At 59.8% G+C, this 14740-nt stretch carries 20 protein-coding genes; 4 read left to right on the forward strand and 16 right to left on the reverse strand.

The features are described 5' to 3' along the window. Positions 1-50 precede the first annotated feature (50 nt). Positions 51-734: a DUF1045 domain-containing protein gene (locus AC2FD8_RS14235; RefSeq protein WP_496856857.1), complete on the forward strand. Its 684-nt coding sequence runs from the start codon at positions 51-53 to the stop codon at positions 732-734. Here AC2FD8_RS14235 and phnN read toward each other — a convergent pair. From phnN to phnG, 8 genes are read right to left on the reverse strand one after another with little or no spacing between them, the layout of a single operon-like run. Then, positions 716-1264, reverse strand: a complete 549-nt coding sequence (gene phnN, locus AC2FD8_RS14240) for a phosphonate metabolism protein/1,5-bisphosphokinase (PRPP-forming) PhnN (RefSeq protein WP_496856855.1) — start codon at positions 1262-1264, stop codon at positions 716-718. The genes AC2FD8_RS14235 and phnN overlap by 19 nt on opposite strands. After that, positions 1261-1944 carry a phosphonate C-P lyase system protein PhnL gene (gene phnL, locus AC2FD8_RS14245; protein WP_496856853.1) on the reverse strand — a complete coding sequence of 228 codons (684 nt, stop codon included), beginning with the start codon at positions 1942-1944 and terminating at the stop codon, positions 1261-1263. The genes phnN and phnL overlap by 4 nt, the downstream gene beginning before the upstream one ends. Positions 1945-1966: 22 nt before the next feature. Beyond that, entirely contained in the window at positions 1967-2737 is a 771-nt protein-coding gene (gene phnK / locus AC2FD8_RS14250) for a phosphonate C-P lyase system protein PhnK (protein ID WP_496856851.1), read from the reverse strand. Further along, a complete protein-coding gene (locus tag AC2FD8_RS14255; protein WP_496856849.1) occupies positions 2734-3594 on the reverse strand; it encodes an alpha-D-ribose 1-methylphosphonate 5-phosphate C-P-lyase PhnJ in 861 nt (286 codons plus the stop codon). Before AC2FD8_RS14255 ends, phnK begins: the two co-directional genes overlap by 4 nt. After that, the gene (locus AC2FD8_RS14260; RefSeq protein ID WP_496856847.1) at positions 3591-4187 is read right to left on the reverse strand and encodes an HAD family hydrolase; all 597 of its coding nucleotides are present in this window, start codon (positions 4185-4187) and stop codon (positions 3591-3593) included. The genes AC2FD8_RS14255 and AC2FD8_RS14260 overlap by 4 nt, the downstream gene beginning before the upstream one ends. Then, positions 4184-5275 carry a carbon-phosphorus lyase complex subunit gene (locus AC2FD8_RS14265; protein WP_496856845.1) on the reverse strand — a complete coding sequence of 364 codons (1092 nt, stop codon included), beginning with the start codon at positions 5273-5275 and terminating at the stop codon, positions 4184-4186. Before AC2FD8_RS14265 ends, AC2FD8_RS14260 begins: the two co-directional genes overlap by 4 nt. Before the next feature lie 3 nt (positions 5276-5278). After that, positions 5279-5854, reverse strand: a complete 576-nt coding sequence (gene phnH / locus AC2FD8_RS14270; protein WP_496856843.1) for a phosphonate C-P lyase system protein PhnH — start codon at positions 5852-5854, stop codon at positions 5279-5281. After that, a complete protein-coding gene (phnG, locus tag AC2FD8_RS14275) occupies positions 5854-6300 on the reverse strand; it encodes a phosphonate C-P lyase system protein PhnG (RefSeq protein WP_496856841.1) in 447 nt (148 codons plus the stop codon). The genes phnH and phnG overlap by 1 nt, the downstream gene beginning before the upstream one ends. A 115-nt stretch (positions 6301-6415) precedes the next feature. On the opposite strand from phnG, the gene phnF reads away from it, so the two are divergent. Beyond that, the gene (gene phnF / locus AC2FD8_RS14280) at positions 6416-7126 is read left to right on the forward strand and encodes a phosphonate metabolism transcriptional regulator PhnF (RefSeq protein WP_496856840.1); all 711 of its coding nucleotides are present in this window, start codon (positions 6416-6418) and stop codon (positions 7124-7126) included. A gap of 140 nt (positions 7127-7266) precedes the next feature. Here the strand turns inward: phnF and AC2FD8_RS14285 are convergent, their stop codons facing one another. The 5 genes from AC2FD8_RS14285 to phnC all read right to left on the reverse strand — a co-directional run bounded on the left by AC2FD8_RS14285 (position 7267) and on the right by phnC (position 11992). Continuing rightward, complete coding sequence (locus AC2FD8_RS14285; RefSeq protein WP_496856838.1) at positions 7267-7881, reverse strand: LbetaH domain-containing protein; 615 nt, start codon at positions 7879-7881, stop codon at positions 7267-7269. 16 nt (positions 7882-7897) lie between these two features. Beyond that, positions 7898-9256 (reverse strand): phosphonate ABC transporter, permease protein PhnE, encoded by a 1359-nt coding sequence (gene phnE / locus AC2FD8_RS14290; protein WP_496856836.1) that lies wholly within the window; start codon positions 9254-9256, stop codon positions 7898-7900. Further along, complete coding sequence (phnE, locus tag AC2FD8_RS14295) at positions 9253-10134, reverse strand: phosphonate ABC transporter, permease protein PhnE (protein WP_496856834.1); 882 nt, start codon at positions 10132-10134, stop codon at positions 9253-9255. The genes phnE (AC2FD8_RS14290) and phnE (AC2FD8_RS14295) overlap by 4 nt, the downstream gene beginning before the upstream one ends. Before the next feature lie 66 nt (positions 10135-10200). Beyond that, positions 10201-11103, reverse strand: coding sequence for a phosphonate ABC transporter substrate-binding protein (gene phnD / locus AC2FD8_RS14300; RefSeq protein WP_496856832.1), 903 nt, complete (start codon positions 11101-11103; stop codon positions 10201-10203). Between the two features lie 67 nt (positions 11104-11170). Continuing rightward, positions 11171-11992, reverse strand: a complete 822-nt coding sequence (phnC, locus tag AC2FD8_RS14305; RefSeq protein ID WP_496856830.1) for a phosphonate ABC transporter ATP-binding protein — start codon at positions 11990-11992, stop codon at positions 11171-11173. 169 nt (positions 11993-12161) lie between these two features. Here phnC and rpe point away from each other — a divergent pair, with 169 nt between their 5' ends. Then, on the forward strand, positions 12162-12854 hold the full coding sequence (gene rpe, locus AC2FD8_RS14310) for a ribulose-phosphate 3-epimerase (RefSeq protein ID WP_496856828.1): 693 nt from the start codon (positions 12162-12164) through the stop codon (positions 12852-12854). Positions 12855-12949: 95 nt separating this feature from the next. Then, positions 12950-13291 carry a RidA family protein gene (locus AC2FD8_RS14315; protein ID WP_496856827.1) on the forward strand — a complete coding sequence of 114 codons (342 nt, stop codon included), beginning with the start codon at positions 12950-12952 and terminating at the stop codon, positions 13289-13291. Between the two features lie 171 nt (positions 13292-13462). On the opposite strand, the gene AC2FD8_RS14320 is transcribed toward AC2FD8_RS14315, so the two are convergent. From AC2FD8_RS14320 to AC2FD8_RS14330, 3 genes are all read right to left on the reverse strand, one after another. Next, on the reverse strand, positions 13463-14008 hold the full coding sequence (locus AC2FD8_RS14320; protein WP_496856825.1) for a hypothetical protein: 546 nt from the start codon (positions 14006-14008) through the stop codon (positions 13463-13465). Between the two features lie 97 nt (positions 14009-14105). Continuing rightward, positions 14106-14300, reverse strand: coding sequence for a hypothetical protein (locus tag AC2FD8_RS14325; protein ID WP_496856823.1), 195 nt, complete (start codon positions 14298-14300; stop codon positions 14106-14108). 236 nt (positions 14301-14536) lie between these two features. Beyond that, positions 14537-14740 (reverse strand): EF-Tu C-terminal domain-related protein (locus AC2FD8_RS14330; protein ID WP_496856821.1); only part of this gene is annotated, 204 nt, incomplete at its 5' end.

The raw sequence follows: 14740 nt of genomic DNA on the forward strand, positions 1-14740 counted from the left end.
AACTTCACACAGTTTGAGCTATTGAACGGGCCACGAAATAGGAGGCCAATGTGACATTCACGCGATACGCGATCTACTATGCCCCCCCTGCCGATGCAGAGTGGACGCAATTTGCAACCAGCTGGCTGGGCTGGGACATAGAGACCGGCGCACCGGTGGCGCATCCCGCCGTGGACGGGATCGACGTTGCCTCGGTCACCGAGGTGCCGCGCAAATACGGGTTGCACGCGACGATGAAACCTCCGTTCCGGCTGCGCGATGGGCAGACGGTTGAGGCGCTCTACGACGCCTGCGCTACGCTGGCCGCACGCCAAGCGCCGGTCTCGCTGGACGGACTGGAGATCGCGCGACTGGGCCGGTTTCTGGCGTTGCGCCCGGTCGGAGAGACCTATGCCCTGAACGCCCTCGCCGCGGCCTGTGTGCAAGAGCTTGACGCGTTCCGCGCGCCTGCGTCCGAGGCCGAACTGGCCCGCCGACGCGCGGCAATCCTGACCCCGGTGCAGGACGTCAATCTGGTGCAGTGGGGCTATCCTTACGTGTTGGAGGCCTTCCGCTTCCACATCACGCTGAGCGGAAAACTGGCGAAACCCGTTCTGGCGGAGGTCGAAGCGGCTTTGGACGCGCATCTGGCCCCAAAGCTGCCCGCGCCCTTTCGGATCGACGATCTGGCCCTGATGGGCGAGGCCGAGGATGGTCGTTTTCACCTGATCCATCGCTACGCCCTTTCCCGCTGAAGCCGCGCAAGGATCGCGCTGACCGTATCGTCCAGCGCGCCCGAGTTGTCGATCTCGATCACCCGGCGCAATCCTTCGGGCAGAGGCGCTTTTGCACGGCCAAGGCGCCTAGCCTGTTCTTCGGTGGTCTCGCGCGCCCGTGCCGCAAGGCGCTGTTCCAGAACCTTCGCGTCGGCGGTCAGCGAAATCACGATGAGGTCCCCGAACACTTCCTGCGCTTGCAGCAGAACCGCACGGGAGAAATTGACCAGAACAGCCTGACACTGCGTGCGCTGTTCCGCGATCTGCACAGGTACACCGTAATGCAGCCCATGCGCCTGCCAGTGCATCGAGAACGCTCCGTCCAGCACCATCTGCTCAAACACCTCGACCGAGACCCGGTCGAAATCCTCGCCCTCTTCCCCCTCGGGCCGCGTGATCACACGGCGCAAGCGCTGAATTCCCAACGCGCGGGCCTCTAGTGCAGCCATGACGCTGTCCTTACCCACACCTGACGGGCCAACAACCGCTATGACGGGTGCAAGGCTCATGCCGCCTGTCCGGGCGTGAATTCCGAGACATTCACCGAACGGTCGCACACACGCTCGCGCGCCTCGACGTCGTGGAAAATCCCAACAATTGCGGCCCCGCGGGCCTTGGCCTCTTCGATCAGCGACAAAACCGTTTCCCGGTTCTGCGCGTCCAGGCTGGCCGTCGGCTCGTCCAGCAGCATCGCTGGGTAGTCATGCGCAAAACCGCGCGCGATATTCACGCGCTGCTGCTCACCGCCTGAAAACGTAGTTGGGCTGAGCGACCAGAGCCGTTCGGGAATGTTCAACCGAGCCAGCAACCCCGCCGCCTTGTCCAAAGCGGCTTGCCGGTCACAGCCTAGCGCCAAAAGCGGCTCGGCTACGACCTCAAGCGTGGGGACCCGAGGGACAACCCGCAGGAATTGGCTGACATAGCCCAGCGTCTCACGCCGCAGCGCCAGAATCTCGCGCGGTTGGGCTTTTGCCACGTCCAACCCGCCGACCAAGACCGTGCCAGAAGCTGCCAGATAGTTCCCATAGATCACCCGCATCAAGGTGGATTTCCCCGCGCCCGAGGCCCCGGTCAGCGCAACGCATTCACCGGGTCCTACTTTCAGCGAGGCACCCTCCATCACCGGAATGACCGCACTGCCCTGATTGTGCAGGGTAAAGCTCTTGCTGACGTCTGTAAGCTCAATCATCGCTTCATCTTTTCCCAAATAATCAAACCTGCAGAACGCTGGACACAAGCAGCTGCGTATAGGCGTGTTGCGGATCGTCCAGCACCTGATCGGTCAGGCCGGTTTCCACCACATGGCCGTCTTTCATCACCATCAACCGGTCTGCCAGCAGGCGCACAACAGCCAAATCATGGGTGACGATGATCGCGCTCAGACCCATCTCACGCACCAAACCGCGCAAAAGGTCCAGCAAACGCGCCTGAACCGAGACGTCCAGCCCTCCGGTCGGTTCATCCATGAACACCAGCCGAGGCCCCGTCACCAGATTGCGCGCGATCTGCAGACGCTGCTGCATCCCGCCCGAGAACGCCGTGGGCCGATCGTCGACCCGCGCCTCGCTGATCTCGACCCGGCCCAACCAATCGATCGCCTTGTCGCGGATGTCGCCATAGTGACGATCCCCGACGGCCATCAGGCGCTCGCCGATATTGCCGCCCGCACTGACCGACATCCGCAACCCGTCGCGGGCGTGTTGATGAACAAAGGCCCAATCTGTGCGGCTCAGCATCCGCCGCTCGGGCTCGGACATGGTGACCGTATCGACAGGACCGTCTGCGCGGGTGTCAAAGATTACCTGCCCAACATCAGGTTCAAGATGACCCGCCAGACAGTTCAACAACGTCGATTTACCCGACCCGCTTTCGCCGACAATCCCCATCACCTCACCGGGATAGAGATCAAAACTGACATCCGTACACCCGATCCGGGCGCCGTAGTTCTTTTCGATGTCCTTGACTTGCAACAGCGGGGTCATGCCGCGTCCTCTCTGGTCATGGGGCCTTGGTGGCCCGCTTCACGGCGCGACCGGCAGTAGTCCGTATCCGAGCAGACAAACATCCGACTGCCCGCGTCATCCATGATGACTTCGTCCAGATAGCTGTCCTCGGCCCCGCAAAGGTCGCAAGGGTGATCGGCTTTGGAGGCCTCAAACGGGTAGTCCTCAAAATCGAGGCTGACGACCTTGGTATGCGGCGGCACCGCGTAGATCCGCTGTTCGCGTCCCGCGCCGAACAGTTGGATTGCGTCCATTTCCAGCTTCGGGTTGTCGAATTTAGGGATTGGCGATGGGTCCATCACATAGCGGTCCGACACTTTGACCGGGTAAGCATATGAGGTCGAGATCGCGCCATGTTGGCTGATATCTTCATAAAGCTTCACGTGCATCAGCCCGTATTCCTCAAGGCTGTGCATCTTTCGCGTCTCGGTCTCGCGTGGTTCGAGAAAGCGTAGAGGTTCTGGGATCGGGACCTGATAGACAAGGATCTGATCCTCGGTCAGCTTTGCTTCGGGAATGCGATGGCGGGTCTGGATGACGGTGGCCTTCTCGGTCTCTTCCGTGGTCGCAACACCGGCTGTGTTCTCAAAAAACTTGCGGATCGACACAGCGTTGGTCGTGTCATCTGCACCCTGATCAATCACCTTGAACGTATCGTCAGGCGTCAGCGTTGCTGCCGAGACCTGAACACCGCCGGTACCCCAGCCATAGGGCATCGGCATCTCGCGGCTGGCAAAGGGCACCTGATATCCCGGCACCGCCAATCCTTTGAGGATCGCCCGGCGGATCATCCGTTTGGTCTGCTCATCCAGATAGGCGAAGTTGTACTCGGTCATAGCAAACCTCTTTCTGTCAACGCGACGTCCAAAGCCTGCGGCGACGTGAAGTGAATGGCGTCCATTCCCACTGCCTTTGCACCTTTGACATTGTGCAGGCCGTCGTCGATGAACACGCAGTCTTCGGGCGCGTGGCCGGAACGTTCGCACAGGATCTCGAAAATCCGGGCATCAGGCTTCATCACACCCTCCTGCCCCGACACGACCAGCGTGCCAAAGACCTCACCCAACCGTGGTTGCACCTTCAGCCCCTCGGGCCAGGTTTCCGCCGACCAATTGGTGATGGCGTGGACCGGCGTGCCTTGCGTCTTCAGACGGTCCAGAACGTCCCATGTGCCGTGGATCGGTGTCTCGACCGTGCGGGCGTAGAGGTCGACATAGGCTGCGAACAGCTCCTGATCGCGGGGGTCCGAAAGCTCCTGCGCCATATCGGCGAAGCGCTCACCATTGTCGCCCCGCGCGTTGCGCGCAAGGAAATCTGTCCTTTTGATGAAGGCATGGGCGGCGTCTTCCGATCCCAACGCCTCAACCCACGCCAGATGCGGTTGCCAATCGACAAGTACGCCACCGATATCAAAAACAACTGCTTTCATTCTGCGGCCTCCTTGGGGGCTATGCGTTCTTCCGCCTCGCGGCGCAGCTTGCGCACAAGTTCCAGTTCCGATTGGAAATCCACGTAATGCGGCAGCTTGATGTGTTCGAGGAACCCGGTGGCCTGAATATTGTCCGCGTGACTGAGGACGAATTCCTCATCCTGTGCTGCAGCCCCCAGGTTGTCTTCGCCCAGTTCTTTCCAACGCAACGCCCGGTCGACCAGAGCCATCGAGATCGCCTTGCGTTCGGACTGCCCAAAGACCAGACCATAGCCGCGGGTGAACTGCGGCGGTTCCGTCTTGGAACCCTGGAACTGGTTGACGGTTTCACATTCGGTCAGCTCGACCTCGCCGATCTCAATGGCGAAACCCAGCTCAGGGATTTCCATCTCGACCGCAACTTTACCGATCCGCAGCTCACCCACAAAGGCGTGGTTGCGGGCGTAGCCGCGTTGGGTTGAATAGGCCATTCCCAGAACGAACCCCTCATCCCCGCGTGTCAGGGCCTGCAAGCGCAGAGGGCGGGTCGACGGAAACTCCATTGGTTCCCGCGTCAGGTCGCCCGGCGCATCCTCGCTGAGCGGCTCGTCCTGAATAACTCCCTCACCCTTGAGAAAGCTCGTGATATGCGGTGTCGGCTCTTGCCGGGCGTCGCCTTCGGGTGCCGGGGCAACCCCTCCATCGGCGGCCAGTTTGAAATCCAGCAGACGATGCGTGTAGTCGAATGTCGGCCCCAGCACCTGCCCGCCCGGCGCGTCCTTGAACGTGGCCGAGACGCGACGGTCACAGGCCATATCCCCCGTCTTGACCGGGTTGGAATAGCCAAACCGGGGCAGCGTGGTGCGATAGGCGCGGATCAGAAAGATCGCCTCGATCAGATCCCCGCGCGCCTGCTTGATCGCCAGCGCGGCGAGGTCCGGGTCGTAAAGCGACCCCTCGGCCATGACCCGATTGACGGCAAGGCTAAGCTGTTCGCGGATTTGCGCGATGCTCAGATCGGCGATGTCGGTATCGCCCCGGCGCTCCTCGGCCAGCCAGGCATGGGCGTTTTCGATGGCCTTTTCACCACCTTTGACGGCTACATACATCGGCTATCCCTCTGCCTGAATCTGCGTGCTGCGCGGCAAGGCCGCGACCTGATCCCCGCAGGTGAAGAAGAAGTCACAGCCCAAGGGAAAGAGCATCGCATTGTCCTGTAGCGCCGGGATATCCGGCAGCGACAGACGTGCCGCGGTCTTGATCCCCGGGCCGCTCAGAACCGCACCCTTAGGCGCGAGTGCATCACTCTCAACAATCAAAGTGGTCGAGCGATCGGGGTATTCGGAGGTGCCGATCCTGTAGTCACCCAGAGGCATCAGATCAGACCAGCGGCCCACGGCGAAATCCGCTTTTGATGCCTCGACTATCGGCGCACCTGTATGAAACCTGAGCCATTGACGCATTTCCGGCGTATCTGCCGCGCCCGCCAGATAGACGCCCGTATCCGCATCACACAGCGTCAACAACAACGTGCCTGCCGCGACTGATAGCGGTGCCGGAGGCGCTGCCCCGACCAGCGTTCTGATCTCGCCGGGCCGTGCCATCACGGTCATCGCGGCCCGAAACGCGTACGCAGCATCGCGCGGGGCGTCCTGAAATCCACCTGAAAAATGCGATTGTGCGTTCATCAGTCCTCTCCCCGGACCAGCGTGAAGAATTCGACCTTGGTGGCCGCCGCTTTTGCCGCACGTGCCCTGCGGGTATTCTGCATCTGGGTCTTGAGCGGCGTGATCACCAGTTCGGTCAGACGATCCGCCGCCTCGGTCTGCATCAGAGCATCAATCAGTGCGGCGGTCTCGGCCTTGGGCTTGGAGCGGCCCTGGACATAGCCATGCCCCACTGTGCCGTCCTCCAAGGCCAACGAACAGCGCGTGACCGTCATTTCACCCAGATTGAACGGGGTCCCAACGGCGCCCGCACGACCGCGCACCATCACTCCGCCAATCTCGGGGCTGCGCAACCACTTGAACGACGGACGATCCGCCACCTTGTCCCAAAGCAGCATCATCGCATCTTCGGGGGCGCGGGCCAGGAGGCCCATCCATTCCTGACGCGTGATCCCGTTGCTTTTCATCTGTTCTGTCATCGAAAGCCCTTGTCGCGGTTGTCTGCTCGAACTATACAACTAGACAAATCTTAACCTGCATCCGCCTTTTAGGCAATCCATGAGACCGTGAAGTTTTGATGACATGAGCAAAACACCGATCTGGAAAAGCATCGCACTCAGCCTGACCTCGGATATCGCCGAGGGGCGCTTTGGTACAGGCGACCGGCTGCCGACCGAGGCGCAGCTGGCGGCAACCCACGGCGTCAATCGCCATACGGTCCGGCGCGCGCTGGCCGAGCTGGCAGAGCAGGGTTTGGTTCAGCCTCGCCGCGGGGCGGGTGTTTTTGTCACCGCGCGGCCAACGGATTATCCGATTGGCAAGCGGGTCAGGTACCACAAGAGCATTTCCGCCAGCGGCAAGATACCGGGCAAGCGCATCCTATCCCTGACCACGCGCGCCGCTGATGAGGCCGAAGCCGAAGCACTGGCTTTGCGGCCCGGTGATCCGGTTCATGTCTATGACGGACTGTCACTGGCAGACGGCCAACCCATCGCACTGTTTCAAAGCGTCTTCCCGGCGTTCCGTTTGCCTGAAATCCTCACCCACCTGACCGAAACGCAATCCGTCACCAAGGCACTTCAGCTCTGCGGGATTGAGGATTTCATACGGACGTCCACGCGGCTGACGGCCCGCGCAGCAACAGCGACGCAGTCGCTGCACCTGAACCTCAATGAAGGCGCGCCGATCCTGCATTCGGTTGGGATCAATGCGGCCCCAGATGGGCAACCGGTCGAGTATGGAAAAACCGTTTTCGCCGGTGAGCGCGTGACTCTGACGTTGAACGAGACCTGACAAAGGGGCGCTCCCGCCCGTCTTCAGCCTCCTGCCGGAGGCCTCATCCCGTTGGGGGTCGCGCCGCGCAAAGCGCGGCGCCGGGCCCAAGGCTGCCAATGGGTATCGGCGCAGCCGATGCACATGCAGGCGCGGGAGGGTTACTCGTATTTTTCCAGAAACGCCTCGATGTGCAATGCACGGAAATCCGGCAGCACGTGACGCAATCTGTCGTGGCTCCAATCCCACCAGGCCAGTGCCAGTAGCCTCTCTGACACCTGTTCGGAAAAGCGCCGTCGGATCGGTTGCGCGGTCACCCCGGCAACAATCGTGTAGGGGGCGACATCCTTGGTCACGATCGCACCGGACGCCACAACCGCCCCGTGCCCAATCGTCACCTCGGGCTTGATGATCGCCGCGTGACCGATCCACGTGTCATGGCCAATCGACGCCTGTCGCCCGGCACGATGCGCAAACCACTCTGCATCGTCTTCAGCATCCTCCCAATAATCCGCTGAGCGATACAGGAAGTGATGCAGGGAAGCCTTCTCCATTGGATGATCTGTCGCGCCGATCCGGGTGAAGCTGGCGATATTGGCGAATTTGCCGATCTCGGCATTCGCAATGTCACAAGTTCGGTCGCAGTAGGAGTAGTCATCGAACCGCGAATTGGCGACCCGCGTCCCGGCACCGATCTCGACATAGGCTCCAAAACTGCTGTTCGAGATCTGGCAGTCCGGATGGATGAAAGGCTGATCAGAGCGCAGACGCGTCATCGTATTCCCCATCCGCTCAGGACTGCAGCTTGGCTGCGCCGCGCGGCTTGCGCTTTTTACCGGTATCACCCTGAATCAGACGCTTGCGCAACCAGCCCGAGAACCAATCCATCAGCATCACCATCAGAATGATGAGAACGATGTAATAGGCTACCTCTTCCCAGTCTTTCTGCGTGATGATCGCCTGCGTCAGCAACAGACCTATCCCGCCACCGGTGATCGCGCCAATCACGGTCGCACTGCGTGTGTTGGATTCGAGGAAATACAAAAGCTGGCTGAGCAGAACTGGCGTGATCTGCGGGATCACCCCGAAGCGGTAGCGCTGCGGCGCGTTGGCCCCGGTGGACTGGATGCCTTCGATCTGCTTGTTGTCGACGTTCTCCAACGCCTCCGAGAAGATCTTCCCGAAGGTTCCGGTGTCGGTCACCAAAATGGCCAGCGCCCCTGTCAGTGGTCCCGGGCCAAAAGCACGCGCCAGAACCACGGTCCAGATCAGCGCATCCACTCCGCGTACAAAGTCAAACACGCGCCGCGTTGCAAAGCGGACCGAGCGCAGCGGGTTGAAGTTCCGCGTCGCGAGGAAGGCCAGAGGCAGAGCGATCATGCCCGCGCCCAACGTGCCGAGGAACGCCATAAGGATCGTCTCAAAGATCGCCCAGGCCACGTCCTGATGCCGCCACATCTTGTTGGTCCAGAAGTCATTCAGGATCGCGCCCGCCTCACCGGATGCCGCGAGACTTACAAGCTCGGGGAAGGACTTGCCGTAGTAGGGGCTGTCGAGCGTGAACCAGAACAGCTCCCACCCGGTGAAGTAGCGGAACACCTCGGACCGGTTGCGGGTCACAGTCAGGCGGCCTGCATCGGTTTTGATGGCCAGACGGTTCTTGGAGACATTGATCCAGTCCGGAACCTCTCCGGCAGGAAGTTCGGCCTGCACACCAGCCGATCGGCTGGGGGTTGCGCGCACGGTGCCGTAGCCGGGGATAACGTATTCAATCGTCTCGGGCCCAAAACGCACCACATGGCCGTCTTCCAGATCGATCACCGTGGTCTCACCCAGCGCGACCCAATCCGGCGCTGTGCCGTCGGGATAGCGCCCCTTCCGCTCACCCTCGATCGCGGCAGAGATCTCGCCAGTACGGTTGTCGCGTGCGATATGGGTCTTGTAACTGTAGCTGTCCGCCACAAGCGTCTTGCCGTTTTCCCAGTTGGCCCGCTCGGTCAGACCCGGCACGTCGAAGGCGAAGAATACGTAGATCAGGTAAAGGGCAACCAGCCCCGGCAGACCGAAATTCACGATGCGTTTCCGGCTGAAAAGGCGATCAGCTTCGGCCTTCAGGTCGTCAATAGACAGATCGGTGGCAAAGGTACTCATGCCGAGGCTCCTTTTTCCGACCCGTGGGTCAGACGGTCGCGCAGATAGCCAGAGATCTGATCAACGACCACAATAGTGACAAAGAGAAGGATGAAGATGGCCGCGGCCTCATCGTAGCGCCCCTGCCCCCAGGACATGGCGTTGCGCAGCTCGTAGCCCAGACCTCCGGCACCGACGAAACCCAGGATGGCCGAGGCGCGGATATTGATCTCGAACCGCAGCAAAGCGTAGCTGACATAGTTCGGGCCAACCTGAGGGATCACGCCCAGATACATGCGCTGTGACCAGTTGGCCCCGACGGACTGCAACCCCTCGACGGGTTTGAGCGAGGCGTTCTCGTTCACCTCAGAGAACAGCTTGCCCAAAGCGCCAGCCGTGTGGATGGCAATGGCGATCATCGCCGGCACCGGCCCTCCACCCAGAATGAAGATCAGAACCAGAGCAATCACGATTTCCGGGATCGCACGGCATATATCCGAGATCCGACGGAACAGCGGGATCAAAGAGGGCCACAGCGCCATACCGCGCGTCGCCATCAGGGCCAGAAACGTGCCCGCAATCGTCCCGACCAATGTCGCGGCAGCGGCGATGTTGATCGTCTCGATCAGAGCCGGAAAGAACTCGACCAGATTGGCCGGCAACTCGGCAATTTTTTCCCACGCCTCGGACAGAACCTCGGACGGGTAATCCAATACCCGGTGCCAGCCATCAATGAAGCTACCGGCGTTGCGGTCATCTGCCGTGCGGAAGCCTGCTGCCATCAGGGCAACGAACAGGATCAGGAGGATACCACCATAGACCCGTTTGCGCCGCGTCATCGCGGTATAGTCGTCGCGGATCTGATCGACGCTATAGGACCCTGCCGAAAGGTCTGTCATGGAATGCTCCTGAGTGGAAAACGGGGTCCGGCAAAGCGCCGAACCCCGCAAGTAGAAGAGACAGGCTTAGTTGGACTTCAGCTTGCGTGCTTCGATGATGATTTCGTAGGCCTCGTGGGTGATCGGCTCGAACGCGCGGGCCTCACCTGCTGCAACACCGTAGAAGCAATCGCGGTCCTTGTCCGCCAGACCTGCCATGAGCGCGGTCATCTTTTCCTTAACGTCCGCAGGCAGAGCCTTGCGCAGAACAATCGGGCCTTCGGGGATCGGCTGCGACTGCCAGATCATGACCAGATCGTTCATGTCGACCAGACCGGCATCAACCGCGCGACGCAGCGCGCCCGAATTGAAGCCGTCTTCCCAATCGCCAAGACCGTCGGCCCAGGTCACGCCACCGTCAACGTCGCCGTTGTTGACCGCAACGATGGTTTGCTCGTGACCGCCGGTGAACTTCACTTCGCCAAAGTAGTCGCCTGAATCCATGGTCGCACCAGTGGCCTGCGGGATTTCGATCGACGGGATCAGATAGCCCGAGGTCGAGTTCGGGTCGCCGAAACCAAAGGTCTTGTCCTTCATGTCTTCCAGCGAGGTGATGTCACTGTCCTTGCGGGCAAACCCGATCGAGTAGTAGCCGTAGCCACCATCAACGTTCACTTTGACCAGAACCGGTTCAACCGCTTCGGGCTCGCTCAGATAGGTTTTGGCGTAAGCTGACGCGCCCAGCCAAGCCATATCGATAGTGCCGCCCAGCAAGCCCTGAATAACGCCGTTGTAGTCGGCGGGGGCAAACAGCTTGGTCTCAACACCCAGCGCCTCTTCTGTGTATTCCCGCAGACACTCGTTGTTGTTCAGACGGTCCTGAGCGTTCTCGCCGCCCAGAATGCCGATGCGGAATTCGCTGATGTCCTGAGCCATTGCAGGCGCAGCCATGGCAGTGGTCGCAACAAGGGCAGCAACTAGTTTTTTCATCTGTCTCTCTCCAGTTTGATGTTCCCGGCCTCTCATCGGGCCGGGCGATGAAAGGGGTTGGGCTGGCTCAGACGGTCGCTTCGGCTTCCATCAGCGCCTTTTGTGTGGTGTCGAGGGTTTCGATCTGGGTCGATGTCGCCTCTTCCGAGAAGCTGGCATCAGCGCCGTAAATCTCGCGGGCGACACCGGTGGTCAGCTGCTCGGGCAGACCGTCAAAGACAATACGGCCGTCGCGCATACCCACCACGCGGTCGCAATAGCGCCGCGCAGTATCCAGCGTGTGCAGGTTGGCGATGACGGTGCGGCCATCCTCTTCGTGGATACGGCGCAGCGTCTGCATCACCACCTGAGCGTTCATCGGGTCCAGCGAGGCAATCGGTTCATCCGCCAGAATGATCTTGGGGTCCTGCATCAGGGCGCGCGCGATGGCCACGCGCTGCTGCTGGCCTCCCGAAAGCGCCTCGGCCCGTTTGGGCGCATGTTCGGCGATGCCTAGACGATCCAGAATGTCGATGGCGCGGTGGACCTCCTCCATCGGGAAAAGGTTGAACATCGTCGTCAGGGTCGAGTGGCGGTTCAGCGTGCCATGCAGCACGTTCGACACCACGTCCAGACGCGGCACGAGGTTGAACTGCTGAAAGATCATCGCGCAATCCGCTTGCCAGGCGCGCTTGTCGCGGCCCTTCAACTGGGTCACGTCGCGGCCTTGGAACAGGATCTCGCCATCGCTGGCATCCGTCAGCCTGTTGATCATGCGCAACAGCGTCGATTTACCCGCGCCCGATCGACCGATAATGCCGATCATGCAGGGCTTGTCCACGTCCAGCGTCGCAGTATCCACCGCGACATTCTCGCCGAAGCGTTTGGTCAGTTTTTTGATGTGCAGCACGTGCCACCCCCAATTCGTATTGGCGGGTAGCTACGGTTTGCACTCAACGGATATGTGTCGGTTCAGTGAAAGTTTTGTAAACACCGCAGTCTGTACCACAGGGCCTACCCTTTAGGCTCATTCCCCGCTATACGCGCCCGCAACCCCAGTTTCCTGCATGAGGCCCGCCATGAGCTTTGACCGTTCCATAAAGATCGCTCCGTCGATCCTGTCCGCCGATTTCGCCAATTTCGGAGCCGAGATTCAGGCCATCGAGGCGCAAGGCGCCGATTGGGTCCATGTTGATGTCATGGATGGCCATTTCGTGCCCAACCTGACCTTTGGCCCCCCGGCGGTCAAAGCGTTCCGCCCCCATGTGAAAACGGTGATGGATGTGCATCTGATGATCACGCCAGTCGATCCCTACATTCAGGCCTATGCTGACGCGGGTGCCGACATCCTGACTGCTCATGTCGAGGCTGGCCCACATACACACCGCACCCTGCAGGCCATCCGCGCGGCTGGCATGAAGGCCGGCGTTGCCCTGAACCCCGGCACCCCTGCCGAGGCGGTCGAGCATCTGCTGGACCTGACCGATCTGGTCTGCGTCATGACCGTGAACCCGGGATTTGGGGGCCAAAAGTTCATCGACATGACCAACAAGGTCCGCAAGCTTCGCCAGATGATCGGAGACCGCCCGGTGCATATCGAAATCGACGGCGGTGTTGACCCACAAACGGCTCCATTGGTCGCGGCAGCGGGCGCAGACGTACTGGTCGCGGGGTCGGCCGTGTTCAAGGGCGGGTCCGTCGACAAACCCGAGGTCTACGGCGAGAACATCCGGGCCGTGCGCGCGGCGGCTGAAACGGCACTGCCCGCCTGACCGGCATAGGGTTTCGCTGGCAGCACCGGCTTTCGAAAACCTGACACATGACTTAACGACAGACCTCTGGATAGAAACAAACGAGAAGAACCCTCATGATCGAACGCATAGAAACCGGAGAGCGGTCCTCTAAAATCGTAAAGCACAACGGCGTAGCTTACCTGACCGGGCAAGTCGCCGAAGGTGAGACGATTCAGGAGCAGGTTCGCATTTGCCTTGAAAAAATTGACGCCCTGCTCGAACAGGCGGGTTCATCACGCGAAAAGATGCTGCGCGTGACGATCTGGCTGGCGGACATGCAGGATTTTGCGGGCCTGAACGAGGTCTGGAACGCGTGGGTGCCCAAGGGCCATGCACCCGCCCGCGCCTGCGGCGAAGCCAAACTGGCGCGCCCTGAATTGAAGGTCGAGTTCATCGTGGATGCCGCCTACGACTGATGCCGTCAGGGCCGCAACCCGAGCCGCACTGGACGAAAAACACACATTGCCGACCATCTTCGGACTCAAAAGGCGGGGATTACCCCGCCTTGACGTTCTTATTGAGAACTCGCGCGGGTTGGTGGGGCTAGTGGGGTTAGGCAAGGGGGAATTCACATGCTTCCGCTCTATTCAGAGCATTGCGGCAGCTTCGTCCGGCGAGCATATCTTCAAGTGTTCAAACCCAAACTTTCCTGAAAGTTTTTTCTCGAAGTTCTTGTCACTGGTAACGAATACGTCTCGCTGGTGGTGTTCATGCGCCCAGATCATTTGCCTATCACACCAAGCGTTGCGCCATTTCTTCCGATATTTGCATTCGTCAACATCAGAGCGTGGAGACGCACTTTCAATATACTCCGCTGATTTGAAATCGATGTTTGGAAACAATGCCTCGTGAAACTGTCGCTCCCTTTCAAGCATTGTGTCACCCGCTATCAGCGCATGATCAATGTAACTGATGTCAATGTACATCATGCCCAAAATCAGCGGTATATCTCCAAAGCCTGATGTAGTTAGTCTTTCCTCAAACTCTTGATACGAGTTCAAATAGGTGTCGCCCTCTTGTTTTTCGGAGGCGCTAACAGCGACAAAAGCTGCATTACAACGTCGCTTTCGATGAGCGGTAACTATTGTCAATATTGAACGGCTACCGTCTCGGCTTAGTTCCACGTCGATCAAACAGTTTGTGTCAAACGTAAATTTCAGCATTTTGTAACTCTTAATCTTTAGGTCGCCAGCAATCTAAATACGATCCAACACTGGCGAGACAGAAAGCCTAAAGTTCTTCTCGGACAGGAACGAAAAGCCAAAGCAAGACAATTGCTCCAAACGGGTTGATAAAAAGCGCCGCCACTTGCCAAAGTAGTCGATCTTGCCCCCGCCGCTCCGCCATATCACCAACCAGCGCAAACAATTGCCAGATCACCCAGAGAATGAAAGCAACAAATAGGAGAGCGAATATTGCTTCCATCGTGTACCTACTATCTATTTATGCCTACCGATATTTGTGGCATTCGAAGTGTCATTGCGCAACTGATCCGACGCTAACATCTATCTACGATTTGGTTGGTGCTTGCACGCGTTTGTCAAAGATTTATGGGTTTAGAAAAACTCGACTCAGACCGGCAAACAGAAAAAGGCCGCACCCTAGGGAGCGGCCTTCTTTAGTCTCACCGATGTGCCGGGCTGAAGCCCGGCCTACCGTGATTACTCGGTGATTTTCGACACAACGCCGGCGCCGACGGTGCGGCCGCCTTCGCGGATGGCGAAGCGCAGGCCCTGCTCCATCGCGATGGGCGCGATCAGCTCAACGTCGAACTTCAGGTTGTCGCCGGGCATGACCATCTCGGTGCCCGAAGGCAGGGTCACGGTGCCGGTCACGTCAGTTGTACGGAAGTAGAACTGAGGACG

It is taken from the genome of Ruegeria sp. YTSC192 (assembly GCF_059609705.1).

Bases quoted from the DNA above. Each gene is read 5' to 3' on its own strand.
- rpe (WP_496856828.1), top strand. From the start codon at position 12,162: ATGAGCTTTGACCGTTCCATAAAGATCGCTCCGTCGATCCTGTCCGCC.
- AC2FD8_RS14285 (WP_496856838.1), bottom strand. From the start codon at position 7,881: ATGACGCGTCTGCGCTCTGATCAGCCTTTCATCCATCCGGACTGCCAG.
- phnE (WP_496856834.1), bottom strand. From the start codon at position 10,134: ATGACAGACCTTTCGGCAGGGTCCTATAGCGTCGATCAGATCCGCGAC.
- AC2FD8_RS14315 (WP_496856827.1), top strand. From the start codon at position 12,950: ATGATCGAACGCATAGAAACCGGAGAGCGGTCCTCTAAAATCGTAAAG.
- AC2FD8_RS14255 (WP_496856849.1), bottom strand. From the start codon at position 3,594: ATGACCGAGTACAACTTCGCCTATCTGGATGAGCAGACCAAACGGATG.
- phnH (WP_496856843.1), bottom strand. From the start codon at position 5,854: ATGAACGCACAATCGCATTTTTCAGGTGGATTTCAGGACGCCCCGCGC.
- phnL (WP_496856853.1), bottom strand. From the start codon at position 1,944: ATGATTGAGCTTACAGACGTCAGCAAGAGCTTTACCCTGCACAATCAG.
- AC2FD8_RS14260 (WP_496856847.1), bottom strand. From the start codon at position 4,187: ATGAAAGCAGTTGTTTTTGATATCGGTGGCGTACTTGTCGATTGGCAA.
- AC2FD8_RS14265 (WP_496856845.1), bottom strand. From the start codon at position 5,275: ATGTATGTAGCCGTCAAAGGTGGTGAAAAGGCCATCGAAAACGCCCAT.
- phnK (WP_496856851.1), bottom strand. From the start codon at position 2,737: ATGACCCCGCTGTTGCAAGTCAAGGACATCGAAAAGAACTACGGCGCC.
- phnN (WP_496856855.1), bottom strand. From the start codon at position 1,264: ATGAGCCTTGCACCCGTCATAGCGGTTGTTGGCCCGTCAGGTGTGGGT.
- phnD (WP_496856832.1), bottom strand. From the start codon at position 11,103: ATGAAAAAACTAGTTGCTGCCCTTGTTGCGACCACTGCCATGGCTGCG.
- phnG (WP_496856841.1), bottom strand. From the start codon at position 6,300: ATGAAAAGCAACGGGATCACGCGTCAGGAATGGATGGGCCTCCTGGCC.
- phnE (WP_496856836.1), bottom strand. From the start codon at position 9,256: ATGAGTACCTTTGCCACCGATCTGTCTATTGACGACCTGAAGGCCGAA.
- AC2FD8_RS14325 (WP_496856823.1), bottom strand. From the start codon at position 14,300: ATGGAAGCAATATTCGCTCTCCTATTTGTTGCTTTCATTCTCTGGGTG.
- phnF (WP_496856840.1), top strand. From the start codon at position 6,416: ATGAGCAAAACACCGATCTGGAAAAGCATCGCACTCAGCCTGACCTCG.